This window comes from Ginsengibacter sp. (assembly GCF_057362405.1).
The window spans coordinates 16,505-40,374 of record NZ_JBMQQG010000053.1; the positions used below are offsets into that span (position 1 = coordinate 16,505).

At 38.5% G+C, this 23,870-nt stretch carries 24 protein-coding genes; 21 read left to right on the forward strand and 3 right to left on the reverse strand.

Features of this window, described 5'->3' with window-relative positions; translation table 11 throughout:
- The first annotated feature begins 34 nt into the window (after nucleotides 1-34).
- Nucleotides 35-1,756, forward strand: coding sequence for a hypothetical protein (locus ACO1O5_RS04405; RefSeq protein ID WP_486268626.1), 1,722 nt, complete (start codon nucleotides 35-37; stop codon nucleotides 1,754-1,756).
- 27 nt (nucleotides 1,757-1,783) lie between these two features.
- Nucleotides 1,784-2,590 (forward strand): TMEM175 family protein, encoded by an 807-nt coding sequence (locus tag ACO1O5_RS04410; protein WP_486268627.1) that lies wholly within the window; start codon nucleotides 1,784-1,786, stop codon nucleotides 2,588-2,590.
- A gap of 48 nt (nucleotides 2,591-2,638) precedes the next feature.
- Here the strand turns inward: ACO1O5_RS04410 and ACO1O5_RS04415 are convergent, their stop codons facing one another.
- The gene (locus tag ACO1O5_RS04415) at nucleotides 2,639-3,655 is read right to left on the reverse strand and encodes a zinc-binding alcohol dehydrogenase family protein (RefSeq protein ID WP_486268628.1); all 1,017 of its coding nucleotides are present in this window, start codon (nucleotides 3,653-3,655) and stop codon (nucleotides 2,639-2,641) included.
- 460 nt (nucleotides 3,656-4,115) lie between these two features.
- Here ACO1O5_RS04415 and dnaG point away from each other — a divergent pair, with 460 nt between their 5' ends.
- The 6 genes from dnaG to ACO1O5_RS04445 all read left to right on the forward strand — a co-directional run bounded on the left by dnaG (nucleotide 4,116) and on the right by ACO1O5_RS04445 (nucleotide 11,456).
- Nucleotides 4,116-6,056 (forward strand): DNA primase, encoded by a 1,941-nt coding sequence (gene dnaG, locus ACO1O5_RS04420; RefSeq protein WP_486268629.1) that lies wholly within the window; start codon nucleotides 4,116-4,118, stop codon nucleotides 6,054-6,056.
- Between the two features lie 97 nt (nucleotides 6,057-6,153).
- Complete coding sequence (locus tag ACO1O5_RS04425) at nucleotides 6,154-6,840, forward strand: DUF899 family protein (RefSeq protein WP_486268630.1); 687 nt, start codon at nucleotides 6,154-6,156, stop codon at nucleotides 6,838-6,840.
- Nucleotides 6,841-6,865: 25 nt separating this feature from the next.
- On the forward strand, nucleotides 6,866-7,375 hold the full coding sequence (locus ACO1O5_RS04430; RefSeq protein ID WP_486268631.1) for a hypothetical protein: 510 nt from the start codon (nucleotides 6,866-6,868) through the stop codon (nucleotides 7,373-7,375).
- A gap of 73 nt (nucleotides 7,376-7,448) precedes the next feature.
- The gene (locus tag ACO1O5_RS04435; RefSeq protein WP_486268632.1) at nucleotides 7,449-7,763 is read left to right on the forward strand and encodes a DUF1801 domain-containing protein; all 315 of its coding nucleotides are present in this window, start codon (nucleotides 7,449-7,451) and stop codon (nucleotides 7,761-7,763) included.
- Between the two features lie 48 nt (nucleotides 7,764-7,811).
- A complete protein-coding gene (locus ACO1O5_RS04440; protein WP_486268633.1) occupies nucleotides 7,812-9,554 on the forward strand; it encodes an amidohydrolase family protein in 1,743 nt (580 codons plus the stop codon).
- Between the two features lie 21 nt (nucleotides 9,555-9,575).
- Nucleotides 9,576-11,456 (forward strand): mechanosensitive ion channel family protein, encoded by a 1,881-nt coding sequence (locus tag ACO1O5_RS04445; RefSeq protein WP_486268634.1) that lies wholly within the window; start codon nucleotides 9,576-9,578, stop codon nucleotides 11,454-11,456.
- Nucleotides 11,457-11,540: 84 nt separating this feature from the next.
- Here the strand turns inward: ACO1O5_RS04445 and ACO1O5_RS04450 are convergent, their stop codons facing one another.
- Nucleotides 11,541-12,293: a DUF481 domain-containing protein gene (locus tag ACO1O5_RS04450; RefSeq protein ID WP_486268635.1), complete on the reverse strand. Its 753-nt coding sequence runs from the start codon at nucleotides 12,291-12,293 to the stop codon at nucleotides 11,541-11,543.
- A gap of 242 nt (nucleotides 12,294-12,535) precedes the next feature.
- Nucleotides 12,536-13,198, reverse strand: a complete 663-nt coding sequence (locus ACO1O5_RS04455) for a MarR family winged helix-turn-helix transcriptional regulator (RefSeq protein ID WP_486268636.1) — start codon at nucleotides 13,196-13,198, stop codon at nucleotides 12,536-12,538.
- A 121-nt stretch (nucleotides 13,199-13,319) separates the two neighbouring features.
- Here ACO1O5_RS04455 and ACO1O5_RS04460 point away from each other — a divergent pair, with 121 nt between their 5' ends.
- From ACO1O5_RS04460 to ACO1O5_RS04520, 13 genes are all read left to right on the forward strand, one after another.
- A complete protein-coding gene (locus ACO1O5_RS04460; protein ID WP_486268637.1) occupies nucleotides 13,320-13,802 on the forward strand; it encodes a DUF2269 family protein in 483 nt (160 codons plus the stop codon).
- A gap of 204 nt (nucleotides 13,803-14,006) precedes the next feature.
- Nucleotides 14,007-14,321, forward strand: a complete 315-nt coding sequence (locus ACO1O5_RS04465; RefSeq protein ID WP_486268638.1) for a hypothetical protein — start codon at nucleotides 14,007-14,009, stop codon at nucleotides 14,319-14,321.
- Nucleotides 14,322-14,348: 27 nt separating this feature from the next.
- Nucleotides 14,349-14,714, forward strand: a complete 366-nt coding sequence (locus ACO1O5_RS04470; protein ID WP_486268639.1) for a DoxX family protein — start codon at nucleotides 14,349-14,351, stop codon at nucleotides 14,712-14,714.
- A complete protein-coding gene (locus ACO1O5_RS04475) occupies nucleotides 14,711-15,346 on the forward strand; it encodes an NAD(P)-dependent oxidoreductase (protein ID WP_486268640.1) in 636 nt (211 codons plus the stop codon). Before ACO1O5_RS04470 ends, ACO1O5_RS04475 begins: the two co-directional genes overlap by 4 nt.
- Before the next feature lie 139 nt (nucleotides 15,347-15,485).
- Complete coding sequence (locus ACO1O5_RS04480; protein WP_486268641.1) at nucleotides 15,486-16,478, forward strand: MBL fold metallo-hydrolase; 993 nt, start codon at nucleotides 15,486-15,488, stop codon at nucleotides 16,476-16,478.
- Between the two features lie 207 nt (nucleotides 16,479-16,685).
- Nucleotides 16,686-18,398 carry an NAD(P)/FAD-dependent oxidoreductase gene (locus tag ACO1O5_RS04485; protein ID WP_486268642.1) on the forward strand — a complete coding sequence of 571 codons (1,713 nt, stop codon included), beginning with the start codon at nucleotides 16,686-16,688 and terminating at the stop codon, nucleotides 18,396-18,398.
- 13 nt (nucleotides 18,399-18,411) lie between these two features.
- The gene (locus ACO1O5_RS04490; protein ID WP_486268643.1) at nucleotides 18,412-19,182 is read left to right on the forward strand and encodes a DUF1702 family protein; all 771 of its coding nucleotides are present in this window, start codon (nucleotides 18,412-18,414) and stop codon (nucleotides 19,180-19,182) included.
- 118 nt (nucleotides 19,183-19,300) lie between these two features.
- A complete protein-coding gene (locus tag ACO1O5_RS04495) occupies nucleotides 19,301-20,284 on the forward strand; it encodes a hypothetical protein (RefSeq protein ID WP_486268644.1) in 984 nt (327 codons plus the stop codon).
- Nucleotides 20,281-21,012 (forward strand): flexirubin biosynthesis SDR family reductase FlxB, encoded by a 732-nt coding sequence (gene flxB / locus ACO1O5_RS04500; RefSeq protein WP_486268645.1) that lies wholly within the window; start codon nucleotides 20,281-20,283, stop codon nucleotides 21,010-21,012. The genes ACO1O5_RS04495 and flxB overlap by 4 nt, the downstream gene beginning before the upstream one ends.
- Nucleotides 21,012-21,428, forward strand: coding sequence for a hotdog family protein (locus tag ACO1O5_RS04505; protein ID WP_486268646.1), 417 nt, complete (start codon nucleotides 21,012-21,014; stop codon nucleotides 21,426-21,428). Before flxB ends, ACO1O5_RS04505 begins: the two co-directional genes overlap by 1 nt.
- Before the next feature lie 34 nt (nucleotides 21,429-21,462).
- Nucleotides 21,463-21,735 carry a phosphopantetheine-binding protein gene (locus ACO1O5_RS04510; protein ID WP_486268647.1) on the forward strand — a complete coding sequence of 91 codons (273 nt, stop codon included), beginning with the start codon at nucleotides 21,463-21,465 and terminating at the stop codon, nucleotides 21,733-21,735.
- Nucleotides 21,732-22,904, forward strand: coding sequence for a beta-ketoacyl-[acyl-carrier-protein] synthase family protein (locus ACO1O5_RS04515; RefSeq protein WP_486268648.1), 1,173 nt, complete (start codon nucleotides 21,732-21,734; stop codon nucleotides 22,902-22,904). The genes ACO1O5_RS04510 and ACO1O5_RS04515 overlap by 4 nt, the downstream gene beginning before the upstream one ends.
- The gene (locus tag ACO1O5_RS04520) at nucleotides 22,905-23,870 is read left to right on the forward strand and encodes a beta-ketoacyl synthase chain length factor (protein ID WP_486268649.1); all 966 of its coding nucleotides are present in this window, start codon (nucleotides 22,905-22,907) and stop codon (nucleotides 23,868-23,870) included.

Below are 23,870 nucleotides of genomic sequence, written 5' to 3' on the forward strand. Positions count from 1 at the left end.
ATTAATCTTGCGATTCAAAAACAAACATACCTTTATGAAAATTTGTGCTCTATTAGCCACCTTTGCTCTCCTTTGTTTATGTTCTTTTTCACAAAAACCAAATATTACCTGGGGCGACGAATTTAAATTGCGTAAAGGAAGCACCGATCTTGATGTGGTGTACGCCGATAAAAGTGGTGTATACCTGCAGGAAAGCCACCTTGCATTAAAAAGTTATTTTGTTATAGGAGCCTCTATGCGCTCCTCAGCCTCTCTCATAAAACTTGATAAAAACTTATCCGAATTATATAGGAACGATTTTACTAAAGAACTCAAGGGCAAGGAATTTGAACAGTTTTTTGTACTAGAGAATAAAATGCTCCTCATTGCTTCAGAATATAGCAAGAAAAGCAGAACACTCGATATATATGCTGCGGAAGTTGATAAAAATACCGGCGATCTTTTGGGCGACTGGAAGCCGCTAACCAGCTTTCAAAAAGAAGAAAAAAAAGATGATATCAATTTTAAAATTACCTATAATGCCGATAGCACAAAAATGGTGGTTGTAAGCAGTATTGAAGGCAAAGAAAAAAATACTTATCAGGTGCAGGAGTTTGACAAAAATCTCACACCAACGGCCAAACCAGTTGATATAACCAACGAATTCGATCCAAAGACTTTCCAACTCGAAGATGTTTTGTATACCATCAATAAAAAAATAATATTGGTTGGACGGGTATATGAATATGAAGAAGGTAAAAGAAAGAAAAATAAATTTCTTGATTTTGCAAATTACAATATCAGGCTGTACGACGAAAAAGGAAAGCAACAGGCGGAAGTTAATACGAACATTAATGGCAAATGGCTCATAAGCACCAAACTGGTGCAGAAGGCTGATAAAGACTTAGTGCTTGCTGCATTTTATAACAATGTAAGAAAAGGTAAAACTATCGACGGTATGTTGGTACAACGCATTAATCCCGTTACAGGAACTGTAATTTCTACGAGTGAAAAAGAGATTAATAATTCAATGTTAACAACTGAGGAAGACTCTACCGCAGATGATTCAGGCAATGATGACGAAACCAGGGCTGAGAGAAAGGAAAGAGAAAGATTAGATAAAATAAAAGATGATGGTGAGGGCTTTTCAAGATTTATGCAGTTCCGTAATATTTTCTATACTGAGGACCAGGGCCTGGTATTCCTTGCAGAGAAATACCACCATTATGTTTATACAACTACAAGTTACTCGCCGGGAATGAACGGGTTTGGTTCAACGACGAGTTCCACAACGTATTCGGTTTACGAATGCGGCGATTTAATGATGTGTAAAATTGATGCGACGGGAAATATAAGCTGGCTGAAAGTTCTACCAAAGGCACAGCGGGAGGTAATTCCTGAAGGATACAGCAATTCGTTTGTAGCTCCTGGATTTTTTGACCCGTCCAACAGGCCTTTTTATGCAGGTTTTGGCGCTTTGGAATCAAACAATGCCGTCCGGATTATTTTTAATGATAATCCCAAAAATGCTACAGTAATGCAAGCCGGCCAAAAAGTAAAGCGAACCACCCGGTTCGGAAAATCTGATTGCTTTGTAGTGTCTCTTGATGAAATAACGGGAAAGCTTATTCGAAATCCATTCTTCAGTAATACAATGGTTCCTACAGCTATGCCGCGGCTGGGATCAGTAATTGGCGATAATATGTATATAGTGGGGAAAGACGATCATGTGCTTGGCAAATCAAAAATTGCAATTGCGAAGATCACGCTCAACTAAATGATATTGCGTTGCAAGTAGCTAACAATGAAAAGCAGTAAATCAGCTGATTTTTATCATATTCCTGTAATTGGTCAATTTCTAAGTTTGTATTCAAATTGCTGGAATATGCTAAGGCAGAAAATATTTGGTTCGCTGAGCCATGAATTGTTTCGTCATCGTGGTAACGAAATATTTCGCATCGAAGCATTGAGTGATGCCGTTTTTGCTTTTTCAGTGTCATTACTGGTGGTTTCACTTGAAGTCCCACAAACATTCGATGAGTTAAAATTAATTGTGCAAGGCGCCATTCCCTTTTTTGCAACTGTTGCCCTTTTGTTTCTTTTCTGGTACATGCAGTACATATTCTTTCGCCGTTATGGATTAAATGATATTAATACCATCCTTTTAAACCTGGCGTATGTTGCCATAATTCTTTTCTATGTGTACCCTTTAAAGTTCCTGTTTTCAGTATTGATCACATCATGGACTGGAATTAATTTGTTTCCCAAAGCCGCTGAAAAAGGTTTAACTGTCCTCACAACGCGGGATTTTCCACAGTTAATAATCTTATTCAGTATCGGTTATTTTCTTATTTGGATGTTGATCTATTTTATGCATAAGAGGGCTATGCATTATTCAAAAAAATTGGGATTAAATCCTTTTGAAATGTTGTTTACGTTAAAAGAAAAAAGAGGTGCCTTGTGGAATGCATTCATTGGATTGGCTGCCATTGTTATAGCGGGAACAAGCGCTGAATGGCTTGCAGGTGTTTGCTATCTTTTTATACCAATACTTTTAATATTAAATGAGCGCCTCTTTAAAATTGCACTAAAGAAAGCCAATCTAAGATAAAAAATCATTTCTTTCAACTATAATTATTTTATCGTTTAACTAAATCCGTTATTCCATTTCCACCATCGCTTTTATTACATTAGTTTTTGGATCAGACCAGCCGGGAAATGCATCTTTAACCTCACTAAATTTTACTCTATGTGTAATAAGTATAGAAGGATTTATGAGGCCACCTTTAATTGAATTAATAACATGAATAAAATCTTCCCTTGTTGCATTTCGGCTACTCATTAACGTTGTCTCTCTTTTATGAAACTCAGGGTGACTGAAACATATCTCTTCTTTTTGTAAACCTATTAGTATGAATCTGCCTCCATGAGCAAGATATTGCAAGGCATTGTTGATGGCTTTCTGGTTTCCGGTAGCATCGATAACCACTGTCGGCATGTCGCCCATTGTTATTTCACGTAACCGTGTTTGTACATCTTCTTTAGAGGCATTAATAATATATTGCGTGTGTAATTTGTCTTTACAAAATTGCAATCTTTGATCATTTATATCCAGGGCAATAACTTTAGCGCCCGCAATTTTTGCAAACATCATTGTGCCAAGACCTATTGGTCCTGCCCCAATCACCAACACAAATTCATCCTTTTGAACATTGCCGCGGCGTATGCCATGGGCACCAATTGCCAATGGCTCTGTTAGTGCCAACTCATCATAACTAAGGCCTTCATTTTTTATCAATGAATAAGATGGCACAGAAAGGTAAGTGCGCATAGCACCATCAACATGTACACCACAAACCTTAATGTCGGTGCAACAATTCGGTTTGCCATTTCTGCACGCAATACATTTGCCACAATTAAAATAGGGCATAATCGTGAGTGCCTCGCCCGGCACAAATCCATTTGCTCCGTCGGCTTCTATTAAATCTGCAGCAACTTCGTGGCCCAATATTCTCGGGTAAGTAAAATAAGGTTGCGTACCCGTATAAGCATGCAGGTCGGTACCACAAATTCCGATGCGCCTTATTTTTATAATCGCGTGGCCGGGCTTCAATACAGGTGCTTCAACGATTTTGTATTCAAACGATCCTGGCTCGGTACAAATTAGTGCTTCCATTCAGATTTTTATTTCTTCACAATGAAAAATACTTGTCTGCTCGAAGCAGTTTCTAAAATTTTGTTCAAAACTCCAAAACTACCTTGAACGATGTTACATGTTTCGGCAACAGGCTCTTTAAGAACGTTATTGATGCCCCGCCGGATAGAATTATTACCTTCGACATTAAATAAAGTACTTATACAAAATATTTAAGTTGAAACAGTTAATGGATAACTTTTTAATATTTTATAAAGTGCGTGAATTTAATTTATTTTACCTAAAATTATTTAATTTAAAACATCATTCATGGCTACTATTTCTGCAAAAAAATTTACAACAATTATAATAGTCACCGCTGTTATACTTGTGCTCCTGGCTATTATATCTCTTCGGGCAGGTTTTATTTAAAGTCCATTTATATCGGAATTGAGGATGAATTTGACCCAGGGATATTCATCAGTTTTAACAGAAATAAACAATGATATCGCAGGAAACCATACAACAGATCGTAAGCAGGATTGATATTATTGAGATCATCAGTTCATTCATTAAGCTTAAAAAAAGAGGCACAAATTATATAGGGCTTTGCCCATTTCATAACGAAAAAACGCCGTCTTTTACTGTGTCGCCCTCCAAAGAAATATATAAATGCTTTGGGTGCGGCCGCAGTGGTAATACCATTAGCTTCTTAATGGAGCATGAAAAGTACAGTTATGTTGAGGCGTTAAGATGGCTTGCAGCAAAATACAATGTTGAAATTGAAGAGACGGAAACTTCTCCTGAATTTAAGGAACAGCAGCAGGTTTCAGACAGCTTATACATCATCAACAAATTTGCGCAGCAATTTTTTTCAGAAGTTTTATTTAACACGGATGAAGGCAATAATGTAGGATTAAGCTATCTAAAAGAAAGAGGTTTCAGGGAAGAAATTATAAAAAAGTTTGAATTAGGCTACAATCCCGAAGCAAGAGATACATTCGCAAAAGCTGCGACCCATGCGCAATTCAACGAAAGCCTTTTGCAAAAGTCGGGGCTTGTTGTAAAAAGAGAGAATGGATTACAGGATAACTATCGCGGACGCATTATATTTCCAATCCATAACCACACGGGAAAGATTGCCGGATTCGGCGCAAGGCTTATTCGCAATAATGACAAAGCGCCAAAATATATCAATACACCGGAGAATGAAATCTATGTAAAAAGCAAAATTTTATACGGATCTTATTTTGCACGGCAGGCAATTGATAAAGCCGATGAATGCCTTTTAGTAGAAGGATATACTGATGTACTTGCGTTACACCAGGCCGGCATTGAGAACGCAGTGGCAAGTGGTGGCACTTCGCTCACGCCAGACCAATTACGGTTAATAAAAAAATATACGCAGAACCTTACCATTTTATATGATGGCGATAGCGCTGGGATAAAAGCAGCTTTGCGCGGCCTTGATCTTGCGCTGGAAGAGGGACTGAACGTGCAATTGGTTTTGTTACCTAACCAGGAAGATCCTGACAGTTACATAAACAAGAATGGCGTTGCAACTTTTAATTCATTTATAAAAGAAAACAAGAAAGATTTCATTTTATTTCAACTGGAACATGCATTAAAAGATGCAGGCGATGACGCCAATAAACGATCTCATGCGGTTAATCAAATTGCCGAAACCATTTCAAAAATTAATAAAGCAGAAGACTTTACCAAACAGCAGGATTATATTCACAAGACTGCTGAACTTTTGAAAATCGATGAATCGGGTTTGCATACTTTGGTAAATAAATACATAAGAGAAAAATTAACCAAAGATGAAAAACGGCAAATAAATAATGAAAATCTATTCCAGGAAAAAGGTATTGAAGTAAATGATTTTTCCGAGGGCGACATTGATGCACTGGAATTATTAAACAAAGATGAATATAACGAAAGAGCTGTTGTACGGTGCCTTATAGAGTTCGGGCTTAAAGAATGGGAACCCGGCAAAACAGTAGCAGATTATCTCTTGTATGAATGCATTGACGATGATTTGATTACCACTAAAAGCCTCTTAAAAATTGTAAATATTTACAAAACCTGGTATGAAGAAAAACTCGAACCAACCGCAAAAAATTTCTTATATAGTGATGATCTTGAAATGAGCCGGCTCGTGGTTTCAATGATTGAATTTCCCTACGAGATAAGCCCCAATTGGCTAACCACTTATGAAATGCCTGTAGCCACGAGAGAAGATAATTACAAAGGAGAAATTATTTCAACGCTTAATTATCTCGAATTAAAGAAGCTGAAAAAATTGATTGCAGACAATCAAAAAGAATTGGAAGCCACTTCTTCTGCCGAAAGACAAATGCTTTTAATGCAAACTCATGTAAGATTAAAAGATTTGGAAACAGAAATAACAAAGAATATAGGCGCTGTTATATTGAAATGAGGTCATTTGATAAATATTTCAAACGGGCGAAATCAAAAGGCGTTTAACTGTAGCCGTTATATTAAAATAATCTTTTAGAATATTAAATTTTATCATCATGAAAACCTATCACGACAAAAAGTTCCCGGGCGAAAGTGATGCATACCGCGAAGCCCGCAATAAGCTGCTGGAGGCCGAAATAAATTTACGCAGGCAAACTGAAGAAATTGCGGAACTCCGGCGCAAACTGCCTTACAGCGCACGCGTAAAAGAAGATTATTTATTTCAGGAAAAAGACAAATCAGGAAACATAAAGCACACCAGGCTTTCGGAACTTTTTAAAGATGCTAAAGATTCACTCATCATTTACAGTTATATGTTTGGTCCAAAAAATGAAAAGCCATGTACCATGTGTACTTCAATTCTGGACGGATTAAATGGCATGGTGTTTCATGCCGAGCAAAGAGTGAATATTGCTGTGGTTGCTAAAACGTCGGTTGAAAAGCTCATGAATTTTACACAGAACAGAGGATGGAAAAATCTACACCTTCTTTCTTCTTCTGAAAATAATTATAATGCCGATTACTTTGGTGAAGACGGGAAAGGAAATCAGTGGCCCATGCTCAATGTGTTTCATAAAAATGATAAAGGTATCTTTCATATTTATGGAACAGAATTATTATTTGCTCCCGAAGAAAAAGGGCAGAACGGCCGACATGTTGATTCAATATGGCCGCTATGGAATTTGTTTGATTATACACCGGAAGGACGGGGCACCAATTGGTATCCGAAACTTACCTATTAGAATTACTTGTAAAATTTTATAACAAGTGGGTAAAGAGCAAACCAAAGACCTCGTAAAATTTTTAAAATCATTTAATAGAGAAATAAATGACCTTGTAATGTGGTTGCGGGAATTCGTTTGGGATTTATATCCAAAGGCTAATGAATTAATTTATGATAATTATAATGCATTGGCTTTCGGCTGGTCTCCTACCGATAAAGTTGGACATGCTTTTTGTTCAATAGCTGTTTTCAGAACGAATAAAAACATACATTTTGGCTTTTACTGGGGTTCTCAAATTTCGGATCCGGAAAAATTATTGCTGGGCAAAGGCAATCAATATCGATATATTTTAGTAACTGATAAAAAAGACTTTCCGAAAACCTATATAACTAAACTCGTTCATGAAGCCTATGTTAATTCGTTGGCAAAGGTGAAAGACAAAAAGCAAATTATAGAAGGCAAGACTATTACAAAATCGATTTCAGAAAAAAAGAGAAGCCTTAGCAAAGTTTCTGCAAAGAAGAAAGCAAAACTGTCACCAAAGAAAATTTAATATTTTTATTAAGATCAAAACCATCCTGGAGCTTTATGAAATTCTTCCTGAAGAAGAACGCATAATTGTGGATGTGTTGCGCCAAATAATTTTAGAAAATATTCCTGCAACATTTAAGGAAAAAATATCTTATAACGTCCCTTTCTTTCATGGCAAAAAAGGAATATGTATTATATGGCCATCGACAATTCCACGTGGCGGAATAAAGAAAGGCGTGCTCCTGGGATTCTGGTATGGGAATAAATTAAAAGATATTGATCAGTACCTTACACACGGCTTCAACAAACAAATTTTTTATAAAATATTTTATTCAGCAGAAGAAATTGATGAAACAGCCATTATAAAATTGTTGAACGAAGCTGTGAGTTTAGACAGCAGATCAAAGTAGCTCTCACAAATAATTTCAGCTTATATTTATTGCAAAAATTATTGCATCATGAAAGGCAAATTTTTACTTTTAATTATTGCAGTCGGTATCTCTTTCTCAACAACTTCTCAAACCTATATTACCCATGTCACGGTAATTGATGTTGTAAAACAAAAATTGATCCCGGATCAAACGGTGATGATAAAAGATGATATCGTTACCAATATCCAGTCTTCAAAAAAAATAAAAATTCCCGCTGATGCCACAACCATAGATGGAACCGGGAAATTTTTGATGCCCGGAATGACAGATGCACATGTTCATTTCTTTCAAAGTGGCGGTTTATACACCAGACCGGACGGAATCAATCTTACAAAAGATAAGCCTTACGATAAGGAAATAGCATGGGTGCATAATAACATGGAAGATTTTTTACGTCGCTATTTACAATGCGGAATAACCTCGGTTATTGATGTAGGGAGCACTTACAGCTTCCTTCAGCAAAGAGATTCTTTTAAAAATAAAAATTATGCTCCATCAATATATATGACGGGTCCGTTGCTCACATCTTACGAGCCGGATGCCTTTAAAAATTTAAAAGATAATGAACCTTTTATTTTAGTTAAAACAGCCGAAGACGGAATAAAAGGTGTACAACAGGAATTGCCCTACCGTCCTGATTTTATTAAGATATGGTACATAGTTAGTCAAAATAAAGACAGCGTTGAAGCAAGTGCACGAAGGTTTGCGCCGATTGCAAAAGCAATTATTGACGAAGCACACAAACATAATTTAAAAGTAGCCGTACACGCAACCGAAAGAGTAACTGCGCAGCTTGCGGTTGAAAATGGATGTGATTACCTTGTTCATGGTGTGGAAGACGAAATTGTAAACGATGATTTTATTAAATTATTAAAATCAAAAAAAGTAATTGACTGCCCGACGTTGATTGTGGAAGATGGTTATTTTAAAACATTTGGGCAAACAATGGATTACTCTACTTATGATTTAATAAACTCAAATCCCGAACAGGTAGGATCAATTGAAGACGTGAAACATTTACCCGATACGACCATTTTAGGCTTATATAAAAACAGGTTAAGGTCACCGGATTTTAAAAATAAATGGCATCGTGATGATTCTATACGAATGGCGAATCTCAAAAAAATGATCGATGGCGGCGTAACAATTGCGGCCGGAACTGATGCAGGAAATATAGGAACACAGCACGCCACCTCTTTTTATGACGAGCTGCAGGCTATGAAAGCGAGTGGTTTAACCAATTGGCAAATTGTTCAATCAGCTACCATTAACGGGCAAAAAATACTAAACAAGGACAACGATTACGGAAGCATTGCGATTGGTAAAAAAGCCGATTTGGTTTTATTAAACGCAAACCCAATTGATAGTTTACCGAACATTACTAAAATAGATCTGGTGATTAAGAACGGACATGTTATTAACCCGGATACACTTATCAGCACCACCCCCGTAATGTTAGTGCAACAACAATTAAACGGCTATAACGCCAGGAGCATAGACGCATTTTTAGCGCCTTATGCGGACGATGCAGAATTGTACCAGTTTCCGGATAAACTTATTGGAAAAGGAAAAGATGCCATGCGAAAAGCATATACTGCTGTTTTCAGCAGTGCTCCCAATTTGCATTGCGAAATAAAAGATAGAATTGTCCATGGCAATACGATCATTGATAAGGAAACGATAACTGGCATTGGGAAAAGCAAAGTAGATGGCATATCGATTTATCAAATTGAGAATAATAAAATTAAAAGGACGTATATTATTTTATAGGTTTGAATTGAGGTAATACATATGAACAGAGCCAGGATCATAATTGTAGGGATATTCTTAATCGCTGCTTCTCAAACAGTGATGGGTCAGCAAGACAGCATTGACAGGAAAAATGATTCCATTAACGCCGCTATTCTGAGTGATTATAATAAAAAGATTGCTGTCATTGAAGAGCAGCGCAAAGAAGATTCAGCAAAAAGAGCGGAATTGCAGGTTCAGCTCAATTCATTAAAAAATAACGACAATTTAAAAAAACAGGAGCTGCAACAACAACTTCAGAACATCAATGACAGGGACTCTGTACGCACAGCACAAAAAAAAGCCCAAATAGATTCACTAAGGCATACAGCCAAAGGGTATCCCGTGATAGGTTTTTTTAAAGACACTTTATTTTTAATATACAATCGCTCAGGAAGTTTTACGGCCGAAGACAGGGCTGAAGCGTTAAGCGAAAGGATACACCGGTTAGCCGCTGACCTAAATTTTAAACCGGATTCATTATTAGTGATTTCATCAGAATCAACTGCGGATATTGATTTCCGCGACCGCACTATCATGAGCGTTTCCGAAAACGACGCATTATGGAATAACACATCAAGAGAAGAACTCGCTAAAAAGTATCAGAAGACCATTAGTGATGCCGTTATGAAATATAAAGCGGCAACAAGCTTCAAAACAATACTAATTGATATCGGGTTGGCCCTTCTTGTACTTGTCATTATTATTGTCCTCATAAAATATATCAGCAGGTTCTTTCACTGGAGCGCAATAAAAATACGGCAACAGGAAAACAAGAGAATTAAGGGCATCAAGGTAAAAGATTATACACTGTTCGATGCCAGGCGGCAAGTGAAAATATTATTATCAGCCAATACAATATTGAAATGGTTTATAATATTCCTGGCTATTTATATAGCGTTGCCCATCCTCTTTGGAATCTTTCCATGGACTAAAAACTTTGCCAGCACTTTAATTGGATACATTATTAACCCGGTTACAAAAATTGCATCCGGGTTATGGAATTATCTTCCCAGCCTAATTACTATTATTGTTATCATATTCATTTTTCGGTATATCTTAAAAGGAATTCATTTTTTAAAAACAGAAATTGAAAAGGAGAAATTAAAAATACCAGGTTTCTATCCTGATTGGGCCAACCCCACTTACCAGATTGTGCGGATACTGGTATTTGCGTTTATGATCATCGTTATATTCCCCTATTTACCCGGCAGTGATTCACCCGTTTTCCGTGGTGTGTCGGTATTCCTGGGCTTCTTATTCACTTTCGGTTCCGCAGGTTCACTGTCAAATATTATCGCTGGTCTAATACTTACTTATATGCGCCTGTTTAAAATTGGCGACAGGGTAAAGATTGGTGAAGTAACCGGCGATGTTATAGAAAAATCGTTGTTAGTTACAAGAGTGAGAACTATTAAGAACGAGATTATATCTATTCCTAACTCAACTGTTATGAGTAGCCATACTATTAATTACAGCAGCGACGCCCCGGATAAAGGGTTAATCATTTATACAACGGTTACAATTGGCTATGATGTTCCCTGGAGAGAAATGCACCAGGCGTTAATAGATGCGGCGTTAAAAACTGACCTGGTTTTGCAAGAACCCAAACCGTTTGTATTACAAACAAGTCTTGATGATTTTTATGTTTCTTACCAGGTAAATGCCTACACGCGGGAACCGGGTAAGCAAGCCACCATCTATTCTAACCTTCACCAGAACATCCAGGATATTTGTAACGAAAGTGGAATTGAAATTATGTCGCCTCATTACACTTCAGCAAGAGATGGGAACACAACTACTATTCCATCCGATTATCTCCCAAAGGATTATAAAGCGCCGGGATTCAATATTCATTTGAAAAAGGATGAAGACGGAAAGTAGCAACTTGAACTGGGCTACAAAAGTGATGCAGAAAAAAAATCTTTTCGCAGATATGTTCGATATCGTCGCATCAAACAGGTAAAGCTAAAAATCATATGTAATCCCATTGCTAATGCTATAATTCAGTTTGGGAATAGTTGCCGCAGGCTTACTGTCGAATAAATAGTACCAACTTGCATTAAAGGAAAGATGCTTTACAAATTTTAATTTTATGCTGATCTCATTTAAGAGCCGGTAATCGCCGAAATTGCTGTACAGCGGCTGGTAGAAAACGGTTCCTATTATTTCGGCATTTTTAACCGGGTCATAAGTCAACGAAACGTAGCTGCTGCTGCGCAATTCCCGGTGATAAACTACAGGCACTGTCTGTTCTTTTTCGTATTCATACATGGCTGCTGTGGCGGCATAGAGCGAAACCTTTTTGTTACCGGCCACTTTAAAACGTGGTCCCGTTCCGGCAAGAAAGCGCAATTCTATTCCATTAATTCTATTTTGCTGCAACTGCGTAAACACTTCCCAACGCAACCAGTTGTTCAATTTATAATTGTAACGAAGGTGGTAGAAGAAACTGTTATTTAACGTTTGGCCATCACCTTTTAGAAAATTATAATTAACCAAAAATAAGTAAAGGCTCTTCTTCGATTTATATTCAACATGTGCCGTAGCGCCGATGTTAAGTACCTGCACTGCATTTTTTTCAAAAAGAAAACTGGTGCCGATATTGCCGAGCCATCCCGTTGTATCACTCTGTATTCGCTGGCTTTCGATATTTACAATTTGTGCAAAAGATGTTTTATGAATCAAAACAATTAAGAGCCCACATATAATATAACGCATGTCGCAAGTTACAAAAATCAGGTTTGTTGGAAAGCCGGGCAGTCTTTACGGATAAGGTCAGGCGGATAGACGCATTAAATAAAAAGGACTTTGAATGAGTCCAACGCGACTGTTACTTTTCCATGATCACTTCGTTGGTGACTCCACCGTTAGTTCTCACAATTAAACTGGCGAAACTCATCCCTGTTGCAAAAATTGTTTCGTCTTCACATCAATCCCAAAAAATAATACAACCGTTTAATTCAATACAAAGCCTTTAGTTGTTCATCCTTCTTCTCTCCCACTATTTCCTTATAAATTTCTTCAAAGTCTCTGCCTTTATGTTTTTGCCACAAAGCGGAAAATTTAACCTCCACATTTTTCAATAGCTGAATGCAGAGTTGTTTATCATCTTCAGTTAAATCATTCATCATCATTGTGGCATTTTTTAAAATTTTTATTTTACAAGCTTCGGCAATTTTTTCTCCCTTAGCCGTAAGTTCAAGTCTTTTCGCACGTTTGTCTTCTTTATCATTATATTCTTTAATTAGCCCTCTCTTTTTCATGCGGGTCAGCATATCGGTTCCGCTGGAGAGTTCATAAAGGTTAGCATAGATTACTTCGGTTTTCTTTGGATGCTTTTCCTGCTTAATGGTGAGCAATATTCCAAATTCTTCAATTTGATTTAAGCCGGTGCCTTTAAGAGCGAGATTGGCATAATTCATATTCAGCTTACTGATCCTGCCTATAATTTTCAGCAAGAGTCCATCATTGATCGTCGGTATAACGCCGCCTACCAGCGGGCCTTTCACTTCCTGGTGGCGTTGACTGGCCAGATAGTGCCTGCAAAAATCTTCAATGTTTGCGTCTGGATGTTCTTTCTCAAAAGCCGCCCATTCATTTACCAGGATCACGGTTGTATTCATGCTATTTTATTTCGCTTTCGTATCAAATATAAAAATTTTACTTCGAAAATTTGTTTTTTACTACGTTTCCGTTTTATATTTGCAATAAATACTTCGATAACGAATATAAATTCCTTCCTAAATGACAACACTAAATTTTTATCACCTCGCCCTCGTAACACATATTATCGGGTTTACCATGATGGCGGGAATAACATTGGCAGACTTTGTAACCACAAAACAATTCTGGAAACAATATGCAAACGATAAACCAAGGGCGATAGCGATTAACACCGCTATGGCAAAATTTCCAAAATTTTTTGGAATTGGAATTATACTGTTGATCCTTTCAGGAGTTACTATGATGGCAATTACTAACGGTGCATTTGGCGAACAGATTTGGTTTAGGATAAAATTTGGTTTGGTAATATTTATTATCCTCAACGGGTTAGCCATTGGAAGAAGACAAGGCACAAAATTGAGAAAACTTTTATCACGCGAAAAACCGGAAGAAAATATTGAGACGAAACTTTTAAACGTGAAGTTGAACCTTAACCGGTTTCACATTACTCAGATAACATTGTTCACTATAATTTTTGTGTTGAGTGTTTTTAAATTCAGTTAAATAGTGCCCTTCTTATTAATCATTAAAACGCATATAGCCAGCTGGTGAAAAACATATGCAAAAATAGATTGCGTGAAGTACGGATTTTTCTTTCCACTCCAATTATTGTGCATCTATGCGTATTGCATTTACTTGCCCGGTTGAAAAAAAACTCCACCGACGAATTGAAATATTTCAAACCAACAATAAAAAAATTCAAACATCATGAAACAGATCCTTATTGACAAATTCCTGGTTCCTGCAAAAGCAAAACAGGAATTCCTGGAAAGAATGAACATCAACAGAAGCTTCATCAAAACACTTGACGGATTTATAGAAGACGCGGCATATGAACGAACCGGCGAAGATGGAAACCTTATTTGTGTAACCATTGCCACCTGGCAAAATGAAGATGTCTTGAAAAAAGCAAAAGATGCTGTACAGGAAGAATATAAAACACAAGACTTTAATATGCCGGAGATGCTGGAAAGACTAAACATCACCATTGACAGGGGCATCTACACGAAAATGGAGAACTAAAGAATCAAACATCTAACGTAAAAAGAAATGAAAAAAGACAAAGCAATCTACCAGGCCGCAACAGCAATCATTACATTGGTTATGATTTTTAGTATATACAAAATGTTTACGCCCGATTACGAACGTCTCGGGCTTCCAAACTACATAAGAATTGAACTCACGGTCTTTAAAATACTCGGACTAATCGTTTTACTTGTTCCCCGGTTTTCCACGAGGATCAAAGAGTGGGCCTATGCCGGTTTTGGCATTACATTTATTTCGGCCTGCGTGGCGCATTACAGCAGCGGCGACACTTTTTTAAGATCATTAGAACCCGTTATTTTCCTGATAATACTTGGTGTCTCCAACATTTACTTACACAGACTCAGGAACATCCAAAATGCACATGCATGAAAAAAATAATTGTATTCGGCGCCACAGGTGGCACAGGTAAATTTGTTGTCGAGCAGGCATTACAGGCGGGGTACGGGGTTATAGCTGTTGCGAGAAATCCTCGGGCAGTTACCATCTGCCACGAGAATTTGGAAATAATTAAAGGCGACGTATTTCAACCTGGCACTTTTCAAAATGCGATTAAAGAAAAAGACGCGGTGGTTTCCTGTTTGGGTATTCGATACAGGAAGCCAACAACCATATATTCCCAGGGTGTGAGCAACATCATTACAGCAATGCAAAAAGAAAATGTACATCGCATCATTTGTCTTTCCGCAGGTGCGGTTATTGTTCCGCCCAAGAGTTCTTACATGACGAAATTTGTTGCAAAATATATTTTACAGCGTTTATTCAAACACAGTTATGCTGACATGCTGATTATGGAGAAGATGCTGCAGGAAACTGATTTGAACTGGACAGTCATTCGTCCGCCGTGGTTAAGAGATACTAGGTACACGGGCAAATACAGAACCTCCATCAATGAACAATTACGCCATCCTTCAAAAATTTCCCGTGCCGATCTTGCTGATTATATCGTGAATCATTTAACAGATGAAAAAACTTTCAAAGCGCTGATTGAAATTTCTTATTGACATTACCCTTTGATAAGGAGGAGCAATCCCACAATAGTAAAATAAATATCCGGGACTTTGAAAAAACTAAACTATACTTTTGCTACGCAATTGTAATTTCATTCACGACACCTCTTAGCCCCCACAACGAAATTCCATCATGCAGATTGTAATGAGGTTGTATCCATCAAAAAAAATAATATCAAAAATTTTGTTGACGGCATCTCTCTTGTTGTTTGTCGTCGGATCGTTTGCACAAGTCAATGGAAATAAAGACAGCTCGTCCGTTAGTACACCCGTAATAAAAGTTACGTTGCTTGGTACCGGCACTCCACAACCACTTATGGAAAGGTTTGGCCCCAGTATCCTCGTGCAGGCTGGTAATGAAACTTTGTTGTTTGATGCTGGTCGTGGTTGTTTACAAAGATTACGTCAACTAGATGTGGTTTATGATAAATTAACGGCCCTCTTTCTAACGCATCTTCATTCCGATCATATCGTGGGGCTTCCGGATCTCTGGCTCACGGGATGGATCATAACAAGACGTGCGACACCACTTAAAGTATATGGACCGCAGGGCACTGAAGATATGGTTACCTATGTGCGGAAAGCCTACGCTTACGATATTGAAATAAGAATGAAAGACGACAAGTGCCCTGAAGAAGGAAGCAAATTACTGGTAACCGAAAATAAGGAAGGACCCGTGTACGAAAATAACGGGGTTAAAGTAATTGCATTTCTCGTGGATCATTTTCCGGTTGTGCCCGCTTATGGATATCGCGTAGAATACAAGGGGCATGCCGTTGTTTTATCCGGCGATACAAGATATTCTGAGAACTTAATAAAATTTGCAAAGGGAACTGATTTGCTCATACACGAAGTTGTAATTGCTCCCGACACATTAAGTAAATCAGATCCCAGGTATAATATATTGGCTCACCATACAACTCCCGAACAGGCCGCTAAAATTTTTAATGAAGTAAAACCGAAACTTGCTGCTTACTCACATATCGTAAAACTTTATGGACATAATGAGCAGGAGATAATGCAAAGAACAAAATCGAATTATGCAGGCCCTGTAGTTATGGGGCAAGACCTGATGAGTTTTTCGATTAGCGATTCCGTTAGTGTGAATACATGGAAGAATAAATAATCACTTCTAATTTCTACTTCATATAAATGAGAGAATATTTTGATCCTGGCATGAATTAAAAAACCAATTACTTTATAGTGGTAATTCAGATAGCCCTAACAACGATACAAAAAGTATAATCCATTTGACAGATTTGTTCACCCTCAAAAAATTAATTCTAACTTCGGAATAGATCACTATAAAATTTGTTATAAACTCAGTGAGTTGATGGATATAAGGGTAAAATACGATGTGTTAATTGCCGGGGGTGGTCTTGCGGGTTTGACACTTGCTTTACAATTGAAGCAAGCTAATCCAGACATTTCGATAATAGTATTAGAAAAACGAAGTAATAATGCCCCGGTTGCAACGCATAAAGTAGGAGAATCTTTAAGCGAACTGGGATCTTCATATTTGAGAGAAGTACTTAATCTCAAAGAATATTTAAGTGAACAGCAGTTACCCAAGTTCGGCTTTCGCTTTTTCTTTAGCCCAGAGCAAAACGCTGACATAGCAAGGCGTGTGGAAGTAGGATCAAGAATTCCTAATCCATATCCTTCTCATCAAATTGACAGGGGCCTGTTGGAAAATGAGCTGGTGCGCAGATTAATGAACTGCGGAGTCGAAATTATTTTGGGAGCAAGAGTAACGGATGTGGAATTATCAAAGCGGGGACATAAAACCCGGTTCAAAAAAGAAAATATCGAATACAACACCGAAAGCAGGTGGATAGTTGATTCGACAGGTAGGAACGGCTTACTAAAAAGAAAATTGGATCTTAAAAAAGAAATTAACCATGAAATTAATTCAGCGTGGTTTCGGCTAGACGCTGCCATTGACATTGACGAATGGTCTGATAATCTTGCGTGGCGAAATTTTGCTGATCCTGGTCGCAGACGATTAGCTACTAATCATCTTATTGGAAATGGCTATTGGGTTTGGATAATTCCATTAGTTGCAGGAAAAACCAGTGTAGGAATTGTAGCAGATCCGAGATATCATCCGTTTCATGACTTTGCCACTTTTGAAAAAGCAATGAAGTGGCTGGAAAAGCGTGAGCCACTTGCCGCAAAAATGTTGGATGAGCATAAAGAAAAGCTCATGGATTTCAAAGTCATGAAACATTTTGCCTACGATACCAAACAATTTTATTCTGGTGACAAATGGGCGCTGACAGGAGAAGCAGGTGCGTTTATGGATCCGCTCTATTCTCCGGGGATAGATTTTATTGCAATGGGCAATAGCTGGATCACCGAACTGGTTCTCTCGGATGTTAATGGTGAAGACACGGCATTGCGGACTATGATCTATGACCTGGCGCATAAAGAACTGCTCAAAGGATGGATCAACCTGTACAAGAATATGTATGGCGTTTTCGGCAAAACCCAAATCATGTTAATGAAAATAATTTGGGATTGGGCATCGTACTGGGCTATTCCCAATGTGATTTTTATAAATAATGGATATACCGATATTGATTTTTTAAAACAATACTCATCTTCTAATGCCGGTATTGGCCGCAGATTTTCAAAAATAAACGAACGTATGCAAGAGATGTTTCGTGCATGGGCGCAGTATGATGTTAAGCCATGTGCCAACCATCAGCTGAATGTATTTGATCTAAACTGTCTTCATAAATTCCATACTGAGCTGGGCCTCTTATACAAACCTGGCGAACTGATTTCAAAGGTTGAATCTAATTTGAAAATATTAGAACAAATTTCGGCAGAGATATTCCGCCTCGTGAGTGCATGGGTGCATGATACACCATCCGATATGAAAGTGGATCCTTATGATATGAAAATTGACGACGGGAAAGTTGAACTACTCCAAAAATCAGAGAGTCAAAATGCGTTACCTGTTGTTGAATCCATCAGGACTGATATTGCCAAAATGTGGTTGAAAAACGTTAACACCCCACAAGATGAATTTGCACAATAAAGTTTCGGTCAATATGGAATACATTCAAAAAGTTTTCCTGGCTGTGCAGGCGTATATGCAGAAGCATCGTGAATTAGAAAATTTGATTGCTTTTCTTGATGCCGAACCTCCCGTGTTTCGATCCGTCGCATATGAAAGTGCTTCTATGGAAATGGCTCTGCCGGAATTGCATAGCGGGAGAGCATTAGATAACTGGAAGAGGTTTTATGAACGGTCCGCAAAGGCACACACCTTTCACATGGACATTGGCCTTGGCTGGGCATTTGCTAAAGCTGAAATCCTGCCGGGGCCTTACCTCGAATCCCTGTACCCCGTGATGAGCCGAATGGTTTTTGACGGAATTGGCTACTACAATGGTCTCTTTAAACAGAGAAAGACTGTAAAAATGCAAATGATACCGGAAGGAATTAAAGGGCATGAATTACCGGGGTTTGACCAGGGACTTGGCAGGCGCTTATGGTATATAAGCAGGGGCGAAGTGAATGAACTCGTGCAGCTAATACGGCCTCTTCACCCATCACGGCATGCTGATCTATGGCGGGGAGCAGGTATAGCATGTGGTTATGTTGGGGGAAACGATGAATCCAATCTTGAACGACTACTACACCTTTCAACTGGATATAAGGATCAACTTTGCTTGGGAGTTGCGTTAGCTGCTTTAAGCCGCAGTGCTTCCAATAGTATTTCGGAAGATATTGATTTAGCATGTCAAATTATTTGCCGTAAGCATTTAAAAGATGTTTTAAATGATGAATCGTTTAAAAACAATTTGATTCAGAAGTAGAAAATATCATTTAAAATAATTAATTTAACTATCAATAGCGTTTACCCCGATAAAACTACCTGATAAATCCTGCCAATTAAACCTATCCATTAACAAGGTCATAACTAATTTCTCTACCATGAAAAAGAGTACAATACATTTTGCCATTTTGGTTCTTGCAATTATTGCTTGTACAATATTAGTAAGTGATGGTCTTACTTACTTGATTACATCATTGATGGCGCTGGTGATCATGGGTGCTGTCCGTCGCAACAGTTCAACGGGAATAAAAATAACCCGGTGGGCAAAATCCAATCCTAAAAGAGCACAGGTCCTTATTACTGTATTGCAATTGATCCTAATGGCTTTGGGAATTTTTGCCGGAAATAATTCAAAAGAATTGGGCTATGAATTTTCAAACACCACCGTTTTTGTGTTTAGCACCATTAGTGTTATTGGTTTTTTATCAGTGCCGTTCCTGCCTAAGCGAAGTACAATAGCCATCCCCATTGTTGTGAACAGGCGCAGATCAGCTTACATGGGTATCGCACTCTCGTCTTTTGTAATGATGGTAGTGTTTGGAAACAGAATTTCGAGCGATTATCCAAATTCTCCAATAGCCCATACCGTGAGAACAATCGACCAGGCAATTTTTCCAGATAATAGCGCGGCAGATCCCGATGATGAAGCTATAGAGCCACCCTATGAGAGAAATTATGGACAGGCTTTGGCTGATGGATCATCTGGTAATGTGGCAGTTTTTGCGGTCTTTACAATCCCTGACAAAGAAGCGATGACATCGTCTACTCTCTCAAAAAATGAAGCAAGGGAACAATTAAAAGCTGAAAAGAAAGCTTTTGGGCTGGAAAAGAAAAGGACAAGGATGATGAAACTACTAAAACACAGGTTGGCTGCAGAGGGTGGATCAGCTGCACTGGCAGTATTGTTAATTATTCTTCTGCTTTTTCCTTTATGTGCCGGCATTTGCCTGATATTTGGCGGCTTTGGAGACGCAACAGCAGGCTCCATCATTTTAGGAGCTATTCTTACAGGCGGATCTGTCTGGGGAATAATAGCAGCCAGCAGAATGGGGCGTAAACGAAAAAATAAAACAGAGCCGTGACTTGTGCTTTAATCACAGGGGCTTCTAAAGGAATAGGAAGGGCAATCGCTCTGCAACTTTCTATAGATCACCATCTGCACATTCTAATTAATTATTCTTCCGATGCTAATGCAGCGCAGGAAACACTTGATAAAATTTGCAGCGAAGGGGGAAGTGGCGAACTTCTGAAATTCAAAGTTGAGGATAAACCTGCCGTTGATAAGGTAATTGGAGAGTGGCAGAAAAACAATCCCGCAAAATTTATTAGAGTCCTTGTTAATAATGCCGGTATCACGCGAGACGGTTTGTTTATGTGGATGCCGGAAAGCAATTGGGATGATGTTATTGCCGTCGCGTTAAAAGGTATGTTTAACGTTACCCAAAATATTATACGGCAAATGATGAATAAAAAGACAGGTCGGATTATCAATATATCGTCAATTTCCGGTTTGAGAGGAGTGCCCGGGCAAACCAACTATTCAACTGCCAAAGCTGGTATAATTGGAGCGACTAAAGCACTTGCCCAGGAAGTTGCCAAAATGAATATTACCGTAAATGCAGTAGCGCCTGGCTTTATTAACACAGCAATGATTGAAAACATCGACATGAAAGAATATATCAAAGTGATTCCGGCTGGAAGGGTTGGAGAACCTGTGGAAGTAGCTCACCTAGTAAGTTTCCTCGCCTCAGAAAAATCTGCCTATATTACGGGAGAAGTTATTAATATTAACGGTGGAATTTATTCTTAATGATAAAAAGCAAAGAGACAATAGCATCTTACATTCCGCAGCGTGCCCCTTTCATTATGATTGATAACCTACTGGAAGCAAACGCTGAAACATTTAAAACGGACTTCCGGGTTTTACCTGATAATATCTTTGTTGAAAATGGAGTACTCCGGGAATTTGCGCTTATTGAAAATATTGCGCAAAGTAGCTCGGCAGGTTTGGCAGTAACAAAAATGTTTGCCGGAAAAAAAGCGATTGAGGGATTTATCGGCGGAATTTCAAAATTAAAATTGTATGATCTGCCAGGAATCAACGAAACCATACTTACCACCGTTACCTTGCTGGCCCAGTTCGATAATATGTTTTTATTGAAAGGTGAAACCTATGCAAACGGAAAGGAGCTGCTTGAATGTGAAATAAAAGTGGTTGGAGCGTAAGATTTAAAAGACCAACTATTATTAAATAAAATATATGTCGAATATTCAGGACTTAAAGGATACACTCAAAAAACAGATCATCGAAGAATTAAATCTCCAGGAGATTAAGCCGGAAGATATTGATGATGCCGCTCCTTTGTTTGGAGATGGTTTGGGGCTGGATTCCATTGATGCCTTGGAACTAGTTGTGCTAATGGAAAAATATCATGGTGTAAAAGTCCTGGATGAAGCAGTTGGCAAGAAAGTGCTTGCCTCAATTAACTCAATGGCAGAATATATACAGGAAGAAAACGCTAAGAACACGTGAAAATATTTGTTACAGGTATTGGTGTTGTGAGTGCTATAGGTTTAGACGCTGAAGAAAATCTTCGTTCCTTAAAGGCTGGGATAACCGGTATTGCCAAATCGTGTGTTTATAACTTGATGCTTGGCGAGGTGAAATTAACTGATGAGGAAATTATTCAAATGCTCGGTCTGCCTCATGAAGATTTTTCACGCACAACTCTTCTCTCCCTTCTTGCTGCGACGGAGGCGTGGGGGAACAACAGAATCCAGGACAAAATTCGTACAGGACTAATTTCCTCAACATCTGTAGGTGGTTTAGACAGAACAGAGAAATATTATTTCGAATCTCAAAAGAATGAGTCATCAAACACATATAAACTGATGACACATGACAACGGAAGAACTACCGAAAGGGTTGCTGTTGAATTAGGTATATCAGGATATATCGGAACCATCTCCACCGCGTGTTCATCGGGTGCAAATGCAATTATGCAAGGTGCTCGCCTCATTGAAGGAAATAAACTCGACAGGGTAATAGTTGGCGGCTGCGATCCACTCGCACTATACGATATAAAAGGCTTCAGTTCCCTGAATATTTATGACCCTGATATATGCAAGCCATTCGACGAATCAAGGAAGGGATTAAACCTGGGTGAAGGTGCAGGATTTTTGGTTCTTGAAAATGAGCAAAGTATTGCTATCACTGCCAACACCCCACTCTGTTTATTGTCAGGCTGGAATAACGCTACGGATGCATTTCATCAAACGGCGAGTTCAGCGGATGGCAAAGGTGCCTACCTGGCCATGATAAATGCATTGAACAAAGCGAATATAACCTCAGAAAAAATAAGCTATATCAATGCACACGGTACCGGAACCGGAAATAATGACTTATCAGAATCAATAGCTATAAAGAATGTGTTCAGTAAAAACATACCACCTTTTAGCTCCACTAAAGGCTTTACCGGGCACACATTGGCTGCAGCAGGCGCTATTGAGGCCGTGTATTGCGTACAATCTATACAGTCACAAGCAATACTTCCCAATTTGAATTTTTCAACTCCTATGAAGGAAACAGGAATGGAACCTGAAACAACTTTTCAATCCGGTGTGCAAGTTGAATATGTACTCTCAAACTCGTTTGGCTTCGGGGGAAACTGCACTTGCTTAATCTTTGGTAAAGCTCATTAAATGTACATTACAGCTTCATCAACCATATCGCATCAACCGACATTCCGCAACAAAGGATTTTCATTGGAACTCGCGGAGCTAAAGTTAACATCCGAACTAATAACCCCTGATTACGGAGCATTCATACCAGCTATGGAGAGGCGAAGGATGAGCGAGGCATTAAGGATGGCTATTGCCTGTTCAATTGATTGTCTTAGGCAGGCAGGCCTGGCCCAACCAGATGCAATTATTGTAGGAACAAGCATGGGCTGTCCGGTACATACCAGGAATTTTTTAGACAAGATAATCTGTGCTAATGGAGGTCCTTTGTCGCCTACCGCTTTTATTGTTTCAACTCACAATACCATCGCCAGCCAGGTATCCCTGTTATTAAAAAACCACGGCTATAATATGACCCACACTCAAAATAGTCTGTCGTTTGAACAGGCATTAATTGATGGAATGTTGTGCATCAAAAATGGTGATCAACATGTACTGGTAGGAGGGACAGATGAAGAAGAAGACATCATATATAACATGAAAGAAAGATTAAAGGCCAAAGACATTCATGTTACAGGGGGCGCCGCTTTTCTTATATTGTCAAACGACAAAGGCAATGAGGATTCAGTACAACTTACCGATGCGGAAAGCTTCGGATTGATATCGGACCCTTACGCTATAATTACAGGATTTCTGGATTCGAATAACCTATCGGCGCAAGAAATAGACCTGGTCTTATATGCTAATGGTGACGAAAAGAAAACGGAAGACCTGAAGATATTATTTGGAGCAAGTAAAATATTCGACTATCAAAAAATAGCCGGGACCTGGTTTACAAACTCAGCCTTTGCTATGAATTATGGAATTGATATTTTATCGCATAAAAAGCACACGGTATTTGGTGAAAGAATCAGCAAAATTTTGATATGCAATAATTTAATCCCGGAAAATTTAGGGCTGATACTCCTCGATAATAAAAACGTTTAA

Excerpts from the sequence above, each read along its gene's own strand:
- ACO1O5_RS04405 (WP_486268626.1), top strand. The coding sequence starts at position 35 with ATGAAAATTTGTGCTCTATTAGCCACCTTTGCTCTCCTTTGTTTATGT.
- ACO1O5_RS04410 (WP_486268627.1), top strand. The coding sequence starts at position 1,784 with ATGAAAAGCAGTAAATCAGCTGATTTTTATCATATTCCTGTAATTGGT.
- ACO1O5_RS04415 (WP_486268628.1), bottom strand. The coding sequence starts at position 3,655 with ATGGAAGCACTAATTTGTACCGAGCCAGGATCGTTTGAATACAAAATC.
- dnaG (WP_486268629.1), top strand. The coding sequence starts at position 4,116 with ATGATATCGCAGGAAACCATACAACAGATCGTAAGCAGGATTGATATT.
- ACO1O5_RS04425 (WP_486268630.1), top strand. The coding sequence starts at position 6,154 with ATGAAAACCTATCACGACAAAAAGTTCCCGGGCGAAAGTGATGCATAC.
- ACO1O5_RS04440 (WP_486268633.1), top strand. The coding sequence starts at position 7,812 with ATGAAAGGCAAATTTTTACTTTTAATTATTGCAGTCGGTATCTCTTTC.
- ACO1O5_RS04445 (WP_486268634.1), top strand. The coding sequence starts at position 9,576 with ATGAACAGAGCCAGGATCATAATTGTAGGGATATTCTTAATCGCTGCT.
- ACO1O5_RS04450 (WP_486268635.1), bottom strand. The coding sequence starts at position 12,293 with ATGCGTTATATTATATGTGGGCTCTTAATTGTTTTGATTCATAAAACA.
- ACO1O5_RS04455 (WP_486268636.1), bottom strand. The coding sequence starts at position 13,198 with ATGAATACAACCGTGATCCTGGTAAATGAATGGGCGGCTTTTGAGAAA.
- ACO1O5_RS04460 (WP_486268637.1), top strand. The coding sequence starts at position 13,320 with ATGACAACACTAAATTTTTATCACCTCGCCCTCGTAACACATATTATC.
- ACO1O5_RS04465 (WP_486268638.1), top strand. The coding sequence starts at position 14,007 with ATGAAACAGATCCTTATTGACAAATTCCTGGTTCCTGCAAAAGCAAAA.
- ACO1O5_RS04470 (WP_486268639.1), top strand. The coding sequence starts at position 14,349 with ATGAAAAAAGACAAAGCAATCTACCAGGCCGCAACAGCAATCATTACA.
- ACO1O5_RS04475 (WP_486268640.1), top strand. The coding sequence starts at position 14,711 with ATGAAAAAAATAATTGTATTCGGCGCCACAGGTGGCACAGGTAAATTT.
- ACO1O5_RS04480 (WP_486268641.1), top strand. The coding sequence starts at position 15,486 with ATGCAGATTGTAATGAGGTTGTATCCATCAAAAAAAATAATATCAAAA.
- ACO1O5_RS04485 (WP_486268642.1), top strand. The coding sequence starts at position 16,686 with ATGGATATAAGGGTAAAATACGATGTGTTAATTGCCGGGGGTGGTCTT.
- ACO1O5_RS04490 (WP_486268643.1), top strand. The coding sequence starts at position 18,412 with ATGGAATACATTCAAAAAGTTTTCCTGGCTGTGCAGGCGTATATGCAG.
- ACO1O5_RS04495 (WP_486268644.1), top strand. The coding sequence starts at position 19,301 with ATGAAAAAGAGTACAATACATTTTGCCATTTTGGTTCTTGCAATTATT.
- ACO1O5_RS04505 (WP_486268646.1), top strand. The coding sequence starts at position 21,012 with ATGATAAAAAGCAAAGAGACAATAGCATCTTACATTCCGCAGCGTGCC.
- ACO1O5_RS04510 (WP_486268647.1), top strand. The coding sequence starts at position 21,463 with ATGTCGAATATTCAGGACTTAAAGGATACACTCAAAAAACAGATCATC.
- ACO1O5_RS04520 (WP_486268649.1), top strand. The coding sequence starts at position 22,905 with ATGTACATTACAGCTTCATCAACCATATCGCATCAACCGACATTCCGC.